We start from the raw sequence: 15,030 nt of genomic DNA, 5'->3' as shown, positions 1-15,030 counted from the left end.
GCGCTGCCTGGGCCCGGTGAAGCAGGCGATGGGCGACGCGAAGGTCACCGACAACGACATCGACGAGGTCATCCTGGTCGGCGGCTCGACCCGCACCTGCGGGCACGTCGGCTGCTGCGACGCATCCCCGATGCGGCATGGCCGCGGCCACGCCGCGACCGTCGGTCACCCCATCGTGCAGTCCTTCGAGTCGGGTGAGGACTGGCGCTGGTGCTACGTCCACGAGGCCATGGTCTGAGGGAGTCACGCGTGACCACCGACCAACCCGCGCCGACACCGGACCCCTACGGCGCCTTCCCGCGACTGACAGATGATCAGATCGCCATCCTGAGCGCCAGCGGGCAGCGGCGGCAGGTCCGCGAAGGTGAGCTGCTCTTCCGGGAGGGCGAGCCCAGCCGGGAGTTCTTCGTGGTCCTGAGCGGCACGGTCGCCGTGGTCGAAGGTCACGGCGACCAGGAGAGGACCCTCCAACTGCACGGCCCCGGGTCCTTCCTCGGCGAGCTCGGCCTCCTGGAAGGCCAGGCCGCCGTCCTCACCGCCTTGGTCCGCGAACGGGGCGAAGTCCTGGCGGTGCCCTGGTCGAACCTGCCCGACCTGCTCGCCCATGAACCCGCGCTCAGCGACCTCATCCTGCGCGCCTATCTGCGGCGCCGCACCCTGCTCGCCGGGCAAGGGACCGGCTTTCGCATCATCGGTTCCGCCTTCTCACCGGACACCCGCCGACTGCTGGAGTTCACCGCCCGCAACCGGCTCCCGCACCGCTGGGTCGATCTGGAGAAGGACGCCGAGGCCGAGACACTGCTGCGCCGTCTCGGCATCACGCCCGAGGAGACGCCGGTGGTGGTGTGGCGCGGCGACCGGGTGCTCCGCAATCCCTCCAACGCCGACCTGGCCCGGGCGATCGGCCTGCGGACCGACACTGCGGTGGCGGCGGTCTGCGACCTTCTGGTGGTCGGCGCAGGACCGGCCGGTTTGGCCGCCGCCGTCTACGGAGCCAGCGAGGGGCTGGCCACCGTCGTGCTGGACGCAGTGGCCACCGGCGGCCAGGCCGGCACCTCCTCCCGGATCGAGAACTACCTCGGCTTCCCGGCCGGCATCTCGGGGGCCGAGCTCACCGAACGCGCGGTCCTCCAGGCCGGGCGGTTCGGCGCCCGGATCACCGTCCCCGCCGAAGCCGTCGGCCTGGAACAGGAGAGCGGTCACTATCTGGTCCGGCTGGCCGACGGAGCCGCGATCTCCACCCACGCGCTCGTCGTGGCCACCGGTGCCCGGTACCGACGCCTGCACGCACCGGGAGTCGACCGGCTGGAGGGCGTCGGGGTGCACTACGCCGCCACGCTCTGGGAGGCCAGGACCTGCCGCCTGGACCCGGTGGCCGTCGTCGGCGGCGGCAACTCCGCCGGCCAGGCCGCGCTCTTCCTGGCAGCCCAGTCGCCCACCGTCCACCTGTTGCTCCACGGCGGCAACCTCGCTGCCGGCATGTCCCGCTACCTGGTCGACCGGATCACCCAACACCCGAGGATCGAGGTCATGCTGCACACCGAGGTCCAGGAAGTCACCGGCACCGATCGGGTCGAGTCCGTTGCCGTCCGGGACAACCGCACCGGCGGACAGCGTGTTCTGGAGGTACGCGCCCTGTTCGTCTTCATCGGCGCGCGCCCCCGCACCTCCTGGCTCGTCGGCACCATCCGCCTCGACCCGCACGGCTCGATCCCCACCGGACAGGACCTGGCCGGCGCCGCCCCCGCAGAACTCTGGCGCCACCTCGCTCGCACCCCGTTCGCTCTGGAGACCGACCGCCCCGGAATCTTCGCCGCCGGCGACGTCCGCAGCGGCTCGGTCAAGCGGGTGGCCTCGGCGGTCGGCGAAGGCTCGATGGCCGTCCGCCTAGTCCACGAGCACCTCAGAGAGGTGGGATCACCCGGAATCCGCTGACACCCACTCACCCACCACCGGAGAAGGTGAATCGCATGCCCGTCATGGGAGTTGCCAAGTTCGAACACTTCTTCAGAGCCGCAGCCAGCCTCGACGTCAGCAAGAACGACCTCAAGCGCTACAACGACTTCGTCGACGCTAAACTCTACGACCTCTTCGTCATCGGCACGGCCAACGCCAAGGCCAACGACCGGGACATCATCCAGCCTCAGGACCTCCCCGTCACCAAGGGCCTGCAGGAGAGCATCCACGCCTTCAAGAAACTGGACGAGGAGATCGAGCTGCACCCCCTGCTCGACCAGATCGCCGCCCGCCCGGCCCTCGGGATGGACGCCTCCGAGGAGACCGAAGCCCGGCTGCCACTGCTCGCCGGCGGCCTCAGCGTCGCCCTCGGCCGCGCCCTCAGGACGATCGCCCCGGAAACCCGCCGTCCCGCCACCGAGCAGTGGGACCAAGCCTTCGAACTCTTCGACCTCCTGATCTGAACGCCGGAAAACGCATGGCCGCAGGGCGCTTTCCGGGCCCAGCGTGCTGCGCGTCGAAGGCAGACGTTCCGGTTCGCGAAGCCGTGGCTCACGAGGTCGAGAGGAGTCCCATGACGTCCCCGGGGTTCCGTGCAGCGCATCCCGATGACGCCGAGAAGGCAGCGCTGCTGCACGCCGACAGCTGGCGCCGGCATTACCGCGGCGCCTACGCCGATTCATTCCTGGACAGCGATGTGGTCGCCGACCGGCGGTCGGCTTGGTCGTCGCGGCTCGCCGCCCCGGCCAACAGCATGACGGCCATCGCCGAGGACAACACCGGGTTGGTGGGGCCTAACCCTGATCCGGGCCTGGGAATTTCGGGACGCCGGCCGCCGTACCCGGAGGTGTGTGCCGCCGCCGGGTACGGGTAGACGCGCCAGCGGAGCGGGACCGGCGTCCAGCCGGTCGACAGCACGGCTTGGGGAGCATCACGATGGTCATGCGGCACAGACCCGAGACAGTGAAGGCCGACGAAACGGCCGGGCAGCGGCATGACTCCCCCGCGGCCCGGAGGGATCGGCCGCGATCGCGGGGATCGATCTCCCTGTGGTGGGCCGTCGCCGCGCCGCCGGACAGGGCCGCAAGAGCCGACTGACTCGGGCCCGGGGCGCCGGATGAGTGAGGATGCGACGGCGGCCCGGGTGCCTCATGGTTGTCAGCGCCGCACGACTGCCGACCCGCCTGGTGGGTGGGCTTGAGGAGGAGGCCATGACAGCTGACAAGTTGGCGGACTACCGCCGCCGCCGCGACTTCTCCAGCACCGGCGAGCCGAAGGGCCGCCGATCCGGGCGGTCCGCCGCACATCCCACGTTCGTGCCGCGCAGTCCGCCATGATGCGCCCGGGACCGTCCCGCGACTGCTACCTCAAGAAGCGCGCCGAGGGACTGATCCACACGCAAGCACTGCTCGCGCTCGCCCGCCGCCGTATCGACGTGCTCTGGGCCATGTTGCGTGACAAGAGGCTGTTCACCTCCACCCCGCCGGACCGCGAGCACGGCTTGACGAGTCATTGGGATTCTCTACGCTCAGTGATCACACGGAGGACCCGTGCCTGCGGTGCCATCTTGCCCGCTCGAACCCCTGTGGCAGTTCGCCGCTCTCCTGCCAGTGCGGGAGGGGCACGCGGCAGGCCATCCGCTGGGGTTTCACCGCCGCCGGGTCTCGGATCGCGTCGTGTTCGAGCACGTCGTGCTGGCCCTGGTCCACGGCTCGGGATACGAACGGATCGCGAGCCCCGGCTGTTCGGACCTCACGATTCGACGCCGCGTCAAACAGCGGGCCGAGCTGGGGATAGCGCAGAGGGTGCACCCCTTGGCCCTTGAGGCCTATGACCGCATGATCGGGCTGGGGCCGGCCGAGGTCTCGGTCGACGGCTGCATCACCAAGGCCCCGTCTGGCGGCGACAAGGCGGGACGCTCACCGGTGGACAGGGGCAAGCTGGGACTCTGGGCCCGCCTCAACTCCGCCCACCTGCGCCAGCTCGCCGGACAGATCAGCACTCTCGACAACCTCGGCACCGGCGCGCAGAACCAGATCACCCTCCTCCGGGAAGCCCTCGCCCACGACGACGCCTCCCGACTCCTGCGCCCCCTCGCCGACGCCAGCCCCCACCTCCAACCCACCCACCCCGCTCTCGCCACCCTGATCAACACCGTCACCGAACACACCGACCAACTACGCCGTGACACCCAGGCCCTCAGACAGCGGGAATGATCACTGCTCGCACAGGAACGGCACCAAGGTGCCGAGCATGGGGTTGCGGTCGACATCCGCGAACACCATGTCGAGGGGCATGGTGTCGTCACCGGCGTAGGTGACCGTGGGGGCCGCGCGCCGCCGTGGTCGGCACCATGGTCTGGGACCTGGAACAGCTGGCCGCCGCCCGCCGCGACCAGGGGCCCGACGCCGTCCACCAGCTACTGGCGACCATCCCCGCCCGGCAGCGGTCGCAACCGGGCGGGGGCGTCAGATCCCGCAGCCCACCGGCGCGACCCTGCACCCATGGGCCGACCTGCAGTCCGCCGGGCAACGCTCCGCCGACCTCACCTCCCTCGGCTACACCAGCCCCGGGTCTCCAGGCTGAGATGTGTCTCATGAGACACGCGGATTGCGACTCGTCTACGCGGATCCGCGAGCCGGAGTCGGCAGCCCGGCCGGGTGGCTCTGCACCCCCTCCGGGAGCACTGCGCGGGTCAGGTTGTGGAAGCGGGGCCGGGCGGTAGGTGGACCGTCATGATCAGGTGGCAGGTCTCGGAGCCCGAGCCGCGGTAGGTGTGGGAGGTGTCGCCGTTGAACGTGGCGGTCTGTCCGGCTTCTAGGGTGTGTTCGGCGCCGTCGACGACCAGGTTCATCCGGCCGGCGGTGACGCTGACGGTTTCCACGACTCCGGCCTGGTGGGGGTGGCTGGGGTAGTCCTCGCCCGGTTCCAGTTGCCAGCGCCAGACCTCGACGGGAGCCGGGCCCGAGGTCGTCAGCATGAGCCGGGCCTCGCTGCCCCGTTCCCCGGTCCACAGCGGTGCCACCGCGTCGGCGGCCACGACGCGGACGCGGCCTTCCGACGGCCCCTGCATCAGGGCGGACACCGAGATGCCGAGGGTGTCGGCGAGGCGGACCAGGGTGGCCAGGTTGGGGTTGCCCTGGGCCTTCTCCAGTCCTACCAGGGCGCCTTTGCTGACCTGGGCGCGTCGGCTGAGCTCCTCCAGGGACAGGCCCGCGCGGACCCGGGCCGCTCTCACGTTGTGCGCGACCGTCCGCAGGGCTGCAGCCGTCTCGGCCATCTGAGCACCATCCTCACTATGGGACCACTGGAATGCACCGTGCGGTCGTTTGGTTGACATCGACCGGTCGGTTCGTTGTACCGTTTAGTCGTTCCATTGGCATAGTAAGGGATGTGCCGTGCTCGCTCTGCTGCTGGCCCTGGGCAGCTCTCCCGCCTACGGGTGCGCCGACTTCCTCGGCGGCCTCGGCGCCCGGAAGGCCCATGTGCTGCGTACCGTGATGATCGCAGCCCCGACCAGTTTCGCGGTCGAGTTGGTGCTGTGGCCCTTCCTCGGCGCCTCGTTCAGCCCCGCGACCCTCGGCTGGGGCTCCGCCTCCGGGATCGCATCGGCCACCGCGTTCGCCCTGCTCTACCGCACCCTGGCCATCGGTCCGATGAACGTGCTGTCGCCCGTGACCGCGCTGGTGTCCGCCGCGCTTCCTGTCGCGGTGGGGCTGCTGGAGGGCGAGCACCTGGGCACTGCGGGACTGGTGGGTCTGCCGCTCGCGCTGGTCGCGGTGGTGCTGGTCAGCGCCGGCCGCGGCGCTGGCTCGGCACGTCCCTCGCGCACTGCGCTGCTGCTGGCCTTCGGTGCCGGCGCCGCCATCGCCCTGCAGCTGATCTTCCTGCACCAGGCGCCGACCGACAGTGGGGTCGCTCCGCTGATCGTCGGCCGCGGGATCTCCTCGGCGGTCACCCTCGCCGCGGCGGGGCTGCTGCGCAGCAGGCTCGGGTCCGAGCGTCCCGCCTACGGCCTGGCGACGGTCGCGGGGGTTCTGGACTCGGTGGCGAACCTGCTGTTCCTGTTCGCCGCCCACAGCGGGGACCTCACCGTCGTCGCCGTCATCACCGCCCTCTACCCCGCCGGCACCGTCCTGCTCGCCCGCAGCGTGCTCGGCGAACGCATCCACCGAGGCCAACTCCTCGGCCTGGGCACCGCCGCCGTCGCCGTCAGCCTCCTCGCCCTGACCTGAACCCGCCCGAGCCCACCACACCACCGAACAGAAGGAGACCGCGATGTTCGTCCACCCCTGGGACGCGAGCCTGGGCGACGCCGAATGGCAGTCCTGGATCGCCGAAGGCCACGACTTCGGCCTGCTGAGCGCCAACGGCCCGCCGGGCCACCCGCCCGCCGCCGTCCCCACCCACTTCGCCCCCGACGGACCAGACCTGCTGATCCACCTCGCCCGGCCCAACCCGGCCTGGAAGGCGATCGCGCACGACCCGAACGTCCTGTTCACCGTCTTCGGCGACTACGCCTTCATCCCCGGCCCCTGGCGCGCCGAGGGCGGCACCCCGCCCACCGACGCCGTCCCCACCAGCTACTACACCGCCGTCCAGTTCACCGGCCGCGCCCACATCATCGACGACCCCGAAGACAAGGCCGAACTGCTGCGGCGCCAGCTCGCCCACTTCCAGCCGGACGGTGACTACGCGCTCGTCGCCGTCGGCCGGCCCCCGTACGGCCGGCTGCTGCCCGGCATCCGCGGCCTGCGCCTGGAAGTCACCGACGTGAAGGCCAAGTTCAAGTACGACGACGAGGAGCCCGTCGAGCACCGCACCGCCGTCGCCGACCACCTCACCGAACGCGGCCAGGGCCTCGACGCGCCCGCCGCCCACCAGCAGCGCCGCCGCCTGGACCGAATCGGCACCTGGAAACCCTGACCCCCACCCCGCCCGGACGAACGGAACCCCGCCCATGCCCGCCTTCCACCTCGACCCCACCGTCACAACCGCCTTCCCCGACACCCTCATCGCCCTGGTCACCGCCACCGGCCTGCGCGGCCACGAACCCTGGCCCCACACCACCGCCGCCCTGGACGAACTGGAACGCCAGCTCGCCGACGGCACCTGGCAGCCCGCCGACGAGACCGACCCCCGCATCGAGGCATGGCACACCGCCTACCGCTCCTTCGGCACCAACCCCCGTCGCATCCGCCCCAGCGTCGACGCACTCGGCCGCCGCCTCGCCAAGAAGGGAACCCTGCCGCGCATCAACCCGGCCGTCGACTCCTACAACGCCGTTTCCGTGCACCACGCCCTGCCCGCCGGAGCCTTCGACCTCGACCACGTCACCGACGACGTCGTCATCCGCCACGCGGACGGCACCGAATCCTTCACCCCGCTCGGCGAACCCGACACCATCGAGCACCCGAAACCCGGCGAGATCATCTACACGGACACCACCGGGGTCCTGACCCGCCACTGGAACCACCGCGACGCCCACCGCACCCGCGTCACCGAGAACTCCACCCACGTCGCCTTCATCCTCGAAACCCTCCACGCCACCCGCGACGGCCACCTCCTCAAGACAGCGGCCGAGGAACTGCAGGGCCTCATCGCCCCGCACACCGAACAGACCGCGGTGCAATACCTCAGCTCGGCACGACCCCAGGTCACTGCCTGAGCTCTCGCCCCGACCCCGGCCCCGTGCTGGCGTCATTCCAGTGAGGCCCCACCCGCTCTGAGCTGGCGATCGAGCAGGAGGCCCGGTGCCCGGTGCATCCTCGTCAAGCCGGAGCACCCGCCGAAGCTAGAGAGCTCGTACGCAGCGCACCGCCCAAGCCGGCTCTCCCAGTCGCCCACCGTCCACCTGTTGGTCCACGGCGGCGACCTCGCCACCAATCGAGCCGAGGAGGCCACCAACTCGTACACAGCCGCCTGGGAAACCTCAACCAACTCTTTGCCCTCGCGCGGCAGCGCGGCGCCCCGCGGCGGTACGAGCTCGCGAGGCGGTCTGACGGGCCCGGGCGTCGAACGGAGTCCCAGCGCGCCGTAGACCACCTGCTGGAGACCGCCAGCAGCGACTCGCCGCGAACGGTCGTCCAGGTCTTCAAGACCTGGCGCATCCTGATCGGCTACATGATCGACGAGGACGTCCCACCGCCGCCCAACGTCGTCTCACGCATCGAGCTGCCGAACGTCGACCCGCGGGTCACCGTCGCACTCACGCCTGTGCAGGTAAAGGCACTTGCGGCGGCAATGCGGAAAGTAGAGCCCCGCTACGAAATCCTCGTCTGGCTCGCGGCGTGCGCAGGTCTGCGATCAGGAGAGGCCCTCGGGCTCAAGACCGCCCGGGTCGATTGATCCGCCAACCTGCTGCAAGTCAGCGAACAGCGGCTGCGGGGCCGCCCCGCCGCGCTGAAGACAAAGGCGAGCTACGCGACACTGCCAATCGATGCCTACCTGACGGAGCGCTTGGCTGAGCACCATGTCCGCTTCGCGCACGCCGACAAGCACTGTTCACATGTATCCAAAGGACATCTGACTGCTTGCCCGCTACTGGTCACCGCGGGCGAGGAGCTGTTAACCACCAATAGGTTCGGCCGGCCCGTCCAGCGCAGTGACCTCAACCGGAAGTGGCACGCAGTTGTCGAGCTTGCTGGCCTGCCGATGGGGACAGGCTTCCACGACCTCAAGCACTTCTACACAACGCGGCTGGGCGCCTGCGGCCAGCATGACCCGAAGACCGTGCAGGCCGTCTCGCGGCACAGTGAGTTCTCGCAGACCCGGGAGACGTACGCCCACTCGCCCCTAGCCGTGGAAGGCGTCACGATCACGACATTCAGCGGCGCGTTCACGTAGTCCAGCTCGACGAGACTTCTGCGGCTTCGGAGTGCAGGACCACCGCCCACGCGGTGGGACAGAGAAGACAAAACCCGAGCGCGTCGAAGTGTAGTCTCCGACGGATCAAGAATTAGGACAAATGGAATTTCTCATGCATATGCCGTGCCCCCACGCCCGCACCCGATGGGACTGGCAGCACCGCATGCCGGGTGTCGTCTGGCCGGTTCCAGAACTGCCTCGATCGCTGGCGCAGGCGCTCTTATCAGCACATTTGCAAAGATCGCCTTGGGCCAGGCGATCAAAAGCGCTCTCTCCGGAGGGGCGTTACGACCATCGACGAGGTGCGACTTCTGCCGAGGAATCGCGAAGGCGGTCAACGCCTTCCGGGGGCCAATCGACCCCGCTTTCGACCCCGATTCGACCCGGCCATTGGAGCGCATGCAGAACATAGGCTCTGACCTGCATTGATACAGGCGGCGGACGAGTCGGCCTGTACGCCGGGTATTTCCGCCCCATCCCTATGACCTGCACCTTTAGGATGACCGACCGGTTGTGACCTGCGGGGAAGGCAGTCAGAGGCAGTCAGAGGCAGTCAGAGGCAGTCACTCTGTCTGGCCCCCGATTGGCCCCGGTTGCTGGCCCCCGTTTGGCCCCGGGTCAATGCTGTGAGCGCAGTCCTGCCTCCACCGTAGCCGGACATACGAAAGCCCCCAGGATGTGGAGTCCTGGAGGCTTCGCTGGCACCGATTGGAGGTCGGTTCCGGACACCACCCGTGGTTTTTGCGGGCCTTGACGGTGGTGTCCTCGTCTTTGCGAGACAGCCCCAGAATGCCACATTCGAACCCTGCTCTGCACTCCCCAGCGCACGATTCTGCGCCCAGGACAAAACCCTCAGAGGCAGTCAGAGGCAGTCACCTCGCGACCTTCGGCCTGCACCAGGTTCCCCGGGCTGCCGCCGACCTGGTTCTGCTGGGCGACCTCACCGGTCGGTACGCCAGCGGCAGTTACACCCGCCTCAGCTCCACCGGCACCGTCAGCACCCGCGAGCAGCGCCAGGGCGCGGCGGAGCACGGTCACCGGGTCACCGCGGCTATCGCCTGCCACGTCGCCCGCTCGGGCGGCACGGTGGAGGCGCTGGCGCGGATGCTGCTGCATCCGGACCACGAGGGCGGACGCCACGCCCAGACGATCGCGATGCGCTCGGGCATGGCCCGCGCCCAGGGCTACATCGAACGGGTCTGGGCCAGCGCCCTGAACCTGGTCGACACCACTGCGGCGGTCGACTCCCGCCCCGGGGTCTTCGAGAGCCTGGCTGTGCTGCGGGAGCGGATCGAGACGACGCCGTGGCGTGGCGAGCGCGGCCGGACCGCACTGCGGGTGCTGCAGGCGCACCTGTCCTTCGCCCAGGCCGCCGGCGGGCGGATGCACGCCGCCAGCGAGCGCCAGGCAGCCGAGGCGGCCGGGATCTCCCGGCAGACCCTGCGGCAGGCCTACCGGTTCGTCCTGAAGCCCGGCGGCTGGCTGCGCCGGTTGCGGGTCGGCCACGGCACCGAGGGCTCCACCTGGTACCTCGCCGACGGCCTCCCCGACCCTGCGCTGTCTCGTGATCAACCCATTCAGTGCCCCCCCGACGAGGACCTTGGGGAGTGGTCCACCCCTGAGACAGAAAGTCGCGCTGACGTCGATTCCCGGGTCATCGGCCAGTTGATGGGGCACGACGCCTTCGCCCACGGCGCCCTGGGCAGCTCCGCCCTGATGGTCATCGGTGCCCTGCACGCCCACCCCGCCCAGACCCCGCGCCAGCTGGTGGCCTCTGCCTCGGTGTCCCGGGCCACCGCCTACCGCACCCTGGACCGCCTGCGCAGCCATGGGCTGGTCCAACCGGACGGCGACGGATGGGCGCTGACGCCCCACGCCCTGGAGGGCATCGGTAACAGCCTTCCGGAAGCTGTTACCGGACCACCCGAAGAACCCGACCAGCGGCAGGGCTGGGCTGCCATGGCCCTGGCCTACGGCACGGCCGGGATCGCGGCTGCCCGCAAGGCCCTGCACGCCACCGAGCGGGCCGCCTACCGCGACGCGCTCCAGGCCTGGGCACAGCGGCGCCGCCCCGCCCGGACCCAGGTGCACCAGGGGCGGACCGTGCTGGTCCCCGCCCCGCGCGCCGACGAGGTTCCCGCGCACTGGCAGACCCCCGACGGCGCAGTCCTGGACCCGGTCACCGGCTTCCCCGTACCCGGCTGGCAGGTCGCCACCGACGGACACCTGATCCTCCTCAGCCCCAGCGACGAGCTCTCCTACGCCGAGCTCGCCGCCGCCCACACCCAAGCCCTGCACGAATGGGAGTCAGCAGCATGACCACCACACCCACACCCGCGTCCACACCCGCGTCGGCGGCCACACGGGGACCAAGGTGGGCTGCGGCCCGCCAGCGGCAGGCCCTGGACCTCAGCGCCCGCTACCGCCACGGCGCCACTGTGCGCGAACTCGCCACCGCCGAGGGACTCGCCCCGGCCACCGTCCTCAGCCGGCTCCGCATGGTCGACACCCCCATGCGCACCCAACAGCAGACCCGCGTCCTGCGGCACGGCACCGATCGCGCCGCGCAGGCACAGCGACTGCGCGCCGGTTACCAGGCCGGGGCCAGCGTCACAGACCTGGCCGACCGGCACAGCCTCTCGGTGCGCACCGTGCGGCGAATGCTGCGGGAGGCCGGGACCGTGATGCGCTCCAGCGCCCAGACCCGCGCCCTGAAGCGCAACGACCGCGAAACCCTGCAGCAGGAACAGATCGACCACCTGCGCTCCCGCTACGAAGCCGGGGCCGACGTACCCGCGCTCGCCGCCGAGCACCACTGCTCGACCAGCACCCTCTACCGGCTCCTGCGCCGCGCCGGGACCGCTATGCGCCCCCGAGGCCGGTCAACCCGCAGCCAGGCAATTGCGCCGCCCTGAAATTCGCCCCTCCCCGAAGCGCTCCACGCCCTCACCCCGCGACTGCTCCACCAACCCAAGGAATCACGATCATGATCATCGCCCACATCAGCCCCCGGACAGGCGGCAAGACCACCTCGGTCGGGTGGCACGCCCACGCCCTGTACGAGCGCGGCTACCCGGTCACCGCCTTCGAAGCGGACTACAGCCGTCAGCTCACCGAGTGGGACGAGTGCGCCGGCGGCTTCCCTTTCCCCGTCCAACAGCAGGCCTCCCCCATGTTCTTCAAGAACGTGCCCCCCACCATGGCCCCCGGTCAGATCGGTGTCGTGGACTGCGGCCACGCCGAGGACCACCGCTCCATCGTGCAGTCGGTCCTGCGCGTGACCGACGTGGCGATCCTGAACACCGCCCCCACCACGGCCGACATCGACCGCATCGACCGCCTGCCGATGCGCGCCCTGATCGAAGAGGTCGCCGTCCTGCGGCCCGACGGCAACCCGCCACCGACCTGGGTGCTACTCAACCGCACCACCGCCGGAGCCAAGGCCACCAACGACTACCGGGCCTACCTGACCGACGGCGGATGGAACGTCTTCACCACCACCATCCCCGGCCTCCAGCGCTATGCCCAGTCGATGCTCCGCCCGGTCACCGCCGCCAAGGGCTCCGCCTACGACGAACTCGTCACCGAGATGACCGACCGCGGCCTCCTGCCCACGATCGGAGACCAGCGATGAGTGCCACCAACGACCGCAGCGCAGCCCTGCGCAACCGCAATGCCGGACAGGATGTCGCCACGGTCTCCGTCCCGAGGGCGCCGTCCGGTCGGCCGGCCGACCTGGTGATCACCTCGGAGCTGATCCCGGTACCCGCCCTGACGGGGGCGAGCGGTCCGCTCAGCGAGGTCGAGCAGCACGAGCTGGGACTGTGCGAGCGGGCTGTGGAGAACATGGCTGCGGCAGCGTGGCTCGCGGGTAAGGCCCTGCAGACGATCCGCGACGCCAAGCTCTACCGCCACACCCACGCCCGCTTCGAGGACTACATCGCCGAGCGATGGGAGATCGGCGAACGCACCGCCTACCAGCTGATCGAGGAATGGGCACTCGCCGAGCGCCTCAACCAGGTCCTCGGCAAGCCCGCCACCGCCTCCCATACCCGCGCCCTGCTCCCCGTGGCCAGCCGCTTCGGGCTGGACACCGCCACCGACCTGTACCAGCAACTGCGTCTTCGCACGCACGCGGAAGGAATCCGCCTGACCGCGACCATCACAAGTCAGATCGTCAAAGCCGGCCTCCGGGCCGCCGGAAAGCAGGCCGAGCAGACTGCCTTCCAGGACGCAGCCCGCCAACTACTGGCCGCCCCAGCGCTCACCCTGAACAGCGGTACCAACGCAAGCACGACACCCATCCCCTCCGCACCGCGCAGCGGTTCACCACAGCCTGTCGATGGCGACAGCGGCCTGCGAAATTTCGCAGGAAGTCACGACGAGGTCACGGCGGCCGATAGTGCGGGAGTCCTCCTTCCGGATGCAACACCACCCGCCAGTACCCAAGGGGCCGCTGAGGAATACGTCGGGCCACAGCCCCAAGAGACCTTGACAGGAACTCCCGTACCTGGTGGTGCGACTGCGCCTGTGCCGCCGTTCGTCGTGGCGAGTTCGGCGGCGGTGCCGACGCCGGTCTCCGCGGGCAGCGCCTCCATTTCGGCCATGGCCGTCTCCGCTCCTGACTTCGCATCTGCGCAATCGGCTCCCGACGCCCTATTCGTGCTGGAGGACATCCGGCGCCGGGTCGCCACGATCCAGCGTGACCTCAGCACAACACTGGTGCGCTCCCCCGCCAACGCACAGGAACAAGGCCGCCTCGACGCCCTGGTGGACGAGATCGTCCAGCGACTCAGAAGCGCGGCCAACTCCTTGATCGAACCCGACCCCCAGAGCTGAGCCCGCGCTCTCCGCGCGCTGCCGACCTCCGCGTCCCCTCGCTGAGCACACGCCGGGGCGGCTGGGCCACTACGTGACCATCCCAGCCGCCCCGGCACCCGGCGCATCCTCCGGACGAATGTCGACAGGCATTCCCTCCTGATGGAAGTCCTATGGCCCCCAGCACGCTCAACTCGGCGGCGACGAGCCTCGCCCCCGACATCTCCGCTTCCGATGGGTCCGTCGTGAACGGCCAACAGCCGCTGCCCCTTGACGAACTGAGTACTGCACCAGGTGGACCACCAGCGCCATTCGGCGTCCAGCTGTCCCTTATCGGCCAGCCGGTAGCCATCCGCCTGCCCGCCGACCTGTGGGAGAAGTGGCTCGCGGACCCGCAGATCGTGCAGCGGTTCGAGATCAAACGCTATGAACGTGGGCCCCATCAGTGCTGGCCCTGGTTGGCGGCGGTCAGCGACACGGGGCACGGGAGTTTCCGAGCCGCCAGCCTCCCCGGAGCATCTCGTCGCGGAACGGTCCCCGCCCATCTCTTCGCCTTCCAGCTCACCCGCGGGGTGATACCGCGCCTGGGGTGGTCCGGCACCGAGGACCCGGTCCTGTGCCATACGTGCGACTCACACGGCTGCACCAACCCCGCCCACCTGCGACTGGGCACCTCCGCACAGAACCGCACCGAATGGGCGCAACGCCACCGCAATCCCGGCGGTCCCCTCGCCGACCTGCGCGGTGCCGCCGGTCGCACCCGTGCCATCGCCGCCGCCGTACACGCTGGCCTCACTCGCGGCGAGGCCCGCGAACGCATCGACCAGCGCATCCGTGCGGCAGAGCTGGCGGGATTGCCGCTGACGCTCTGGTGAGCCTCAGTAGACAGAGGGCTCGATCACCCCTGTGGAGTAGCTGCGCCTTCAAACGGGAGCGTCGGAGACTCTGATGGAGGCATTTCGGGGGTCCGTCACAGCCCTAACTCTATGTGGTCGGCTCCGGGGAGTCTCTCGGGGTTGACGGCGAGGCTCTCGCTGTGTGGAGTCGCCGTCAGATCCCGGGCGGGGGCTGCATGGTGGCTTGGGTGGCATCGCCCGCGGCCGGGATGGTTGCACCAGGGGTGCCGGGGCGGAACTCGTAGAAGTACACACCCTTTTCACCGCTCACGGCGAGGCCGAAACCGTCGGGTGTCCAGGCACAGGCGTCTAGGCGCCCTTCAGTTCGCATCAAGGTATGAACACCCTCTGCGGCCCGGTTCCAGATCCGAACCGTCCTGTCGTCGCTGGTGGTGGCGAGCCAGGTACCGTCCGGTGAGATCGCCACCCCCGTCACCCGGTCGGTGTGGCCGGTCAGGGTGGCGGTCTGCCGACCGGTGCCCCGGTCCCAGAC

17 protein-coding genes and 2 pseudogenes are annotated in these 15,030 nt (G+C 70.0%); 17 read left to right on the top strand and 2 right to left on the bottom strand.

The genetic code is table 11. The features are described from left to right. From ABIA33_RS37560 to ABIA33_RS37530, 7 genes and pseudogenes are all read left to right on the top strand, one after another. Positions 1 to 238: UBP-type zinc finger domain-containing protein (locus tag ABIA33_RS37560; protein ID WP_370088626.1), on the top strand; the 238-nt coding region annotated here is incomplete at its 5' end. A gap of 11 nt (positions 239 to 249) precedes the next feature. Then, positions 250 to 1,935, top strand: coding sequence for an FAD-dependent oxidoreductase (locus ABIA33_RS37555; protein ID WP_370088624.1), 1,686 nt, complete (start codon positions 250 to 252; stop codon positions 1,933 to 1,935). 35 nt (positions 1,936 to 1,970) lie between these two features. Beyond that, positions 1,971 to 2,420 (top strand): DUF1931 family protein, encoded by a 450-nt coding sequence (locus ABIA33_RS37550; RefSeq protein ID WP_370088622.1) that lies wholly within the window; start codon positions 1,971 to 1,973, stop codon positions 2,418 to 2,420. Between the two features lie 110 nt (positions 2,421 to 2,530). Further along, positions 2,531 to 2,830 carry a hypothetical protein gene (locus ABIA33_RS37545; protein WP_370088620.1) on the top strand — a complete coding sequence of 100 codons (300 nt, stop codon included), beginning with the start codon at positions 2,531 to 2,533 and terminating at the stop codon, positions 2,828 to 2,830. Between the two features lie 337 nt (positions 2,831 to 3,167). Then, a complete protein-coding gene (locus ABIA33_RS37540) occupies positions 3,168 to 3,293 on the top strand; it encodes a hypothetical protein (RefSeq protein WP_370088618.1) in 126 nt (41 codons plus the stop codon). Further along, a pseudogene (locus tag ABIA33_RS37535) lies at positions 3,278 to 3,442 on the top strand (IS110 family transposase); the annotation flags it as partial. The gene ABIA33_RS37540 and the pseudogene ABIA33_RS37535, both read left to right, overlap by 16 nt. A 64-nt stretch (positions 3,443 to 3,506) precedes the next feature. Beyond that, a pseudogene (locus ABIA33_RS37530) lies at positions 3,507 to 3,905 on the top strand (IS5/IS1182 family transposase); the annotation flags it as partial. 746 nt (positions 3,906 to 4,651) lie between these two features. Here ABIA33_RS37530 and ABIA33_RS37525 read toward each other — a convergent pair. Beyond that, a complete protein-coding gene (locus ABIA33_RS37525; protein WP_370088616.1) occupies positions 4,652 to 5,236 on the bottom strand; it encodes a helix-turn-helix domain-containing protein in 585 nt (194 codons plus the stop codon). A gap of 118 nt (positions 5,237 to 5,354) precedes the next feature. Here ABIA33_RS37525 and ABIA33_RS37520 point away from each other — a divergent pair, with 118 nt between their 5' ends. The 10 genes from ABIA33_RS37520 (at position 5,355) to ABIA33_RS37475 (ending at position 14,516) form a co-directional block, all read left to right on the top strand. Next, positions 5,355 to 6,191: an EamA family transporter gene (locus tag ABIA33_RS37520; RefSeq protein WP_370088614.1), complete on the top strand. Its 837-nt coding sequence runs from the start codon at positions 5,355 to 5,357 to the stop codon at positions 6,189 to 6,191. Positions 6,192 to 6,234: 43 nt separating this feature from the next. Beyond that, positions 6,235 to 6,882, top strand: coding sequence for an FMN-binding negative transcriptional regulator (locus ABIA33_RS37515; protein ID WP_370088612.1), 648 nt, complete (start codon positions 6,235 to 6,237; stop codon positions 6,880 to 6,882). 34 nt (positions 6,883 to 6,916) lie between these two features. Further along, entirely contained in the window at positions 6,917 to 7,624 is a 708-nt protein-coding gene (locus ABIA33_RS37510; protein ID WP_370088610.1) for a B3/4 domain-containing protein, read from the top strand. A gap of 455 nt (positions 7,625 to 8,079) precedes the next feature. Beyond that, positions 8,080 to 8,304, top strand: coding sequence for a hypothetical protein (locus ABIA33_RS37505; protein ID WP_370088607.1), 225 nt, complete (start codon positions 8,080 to 8,082; stop codon positions 8,302 to 8,304). A gap of 111 nt (positions 8,305 to 8,415) precedes the next feature. Beyond that, positions 8,416 to 8,802 carry a tyrosine-type recombinase/integrase gene (locus ABIA33_RS37500; RefSeq protein WP_370088605.1) on the top strand — a complete coding sequence of 129 codons (387 nt, stop codon included), beginning with the start codon at positions 8,416 to 8,418 and terminating at the stop codon, positions 8,800 to 8,802. Positions 8,803 to 9,612: 810 nt separating this feature from the next. Continuing rightward, the gene (locus tag ABIA33_RS37495; protein ID WP_370088603.1) at positions 9,613 to 11,142 is read left to right on the top strand and encodes a helix-turn-helix domain-containing protein; all 1,530 of its coding nucleotides are present in this window, start codon (positions 9,613 to 9,615) and stop codon (positions 11,140 to 11,142) included. After that, entirely contained in the window at positions 11,139 to 11,738 is a 600-nt protein-coding gene (locus ABIA33_RS37490) for a helix-turn-helix domain containing protein (RefSeq protein ID WP_370088601.1), read from the top strand. The genes ABIA33_RS37495 and ABIA33_RS37490 overlap by 4 nt, the downstream gene beginning before the upstream one ends. A gap of 71 nt (positions 11,739 to 11,809) precedes the next feature. Continuing rightward, positions 11,810 to 12,457, top strand: coding sequence for a plasmid partition protein (locus ABIA33_RS37485; protein ID WP_370088599.1), 648 nt, complete (start codon positions 11,810 to 11,812; stop codon positions 12,455 to 12,457). Next, positions 12,454 to 13,662 carry a hypothetical protein gene (locus tag ABIA33_RS37480; protein ID WP_370088597.1) on the top strand — a complete coding sequence of 403 codons (1,209 nt, stop codon included), beginning with the start codon at positions 12,454 to 12,456 and terminating at the stop codon, positions 13,660 to 13,662. The genes ABIA33_RS37485 and ABIA33_RS37480 overlap by 4 nt, the downstream gene beginning before the upstream one ends. Before the next feature lie 152 nt (positions 13,663 to 13,814). After that, entirely contained in the window at positions 13,815 to 14,516 is a 702-nt protein-coding gene (locus tag ABIA33_RS37475; protein WP_370088595.1) for a hypothetical protein, read from the top strand. 175 nt (positions 14,517 to 14,691) lie between these two features. Here the strand turns inward: ABIA33_RS37475 and ABIA33_RS37470 are convergent. Further along, a partial coding sequence (locus ABIA33_RS37470) for a WD40 repeat domain-containing protein (protein WP_370088593.1) occupies positions 14,692 to 15,030 on the bottom strand: 339 nt, incomplete at its 5' end.

The organism is Streptacidiphilus sp. MAP12-16, from assembly GCF_041262165.1.
Classification (GTDB): Bacteria; Actinomycetota; Actinomycetes; order Streptomycetales; family Streptomycetaceae; genus Streptacidiphilus.
Note: the sequence above shows the minus strand (reverse complement) of the source record. Positions and strands in the feature narration are given on the sequence as shown.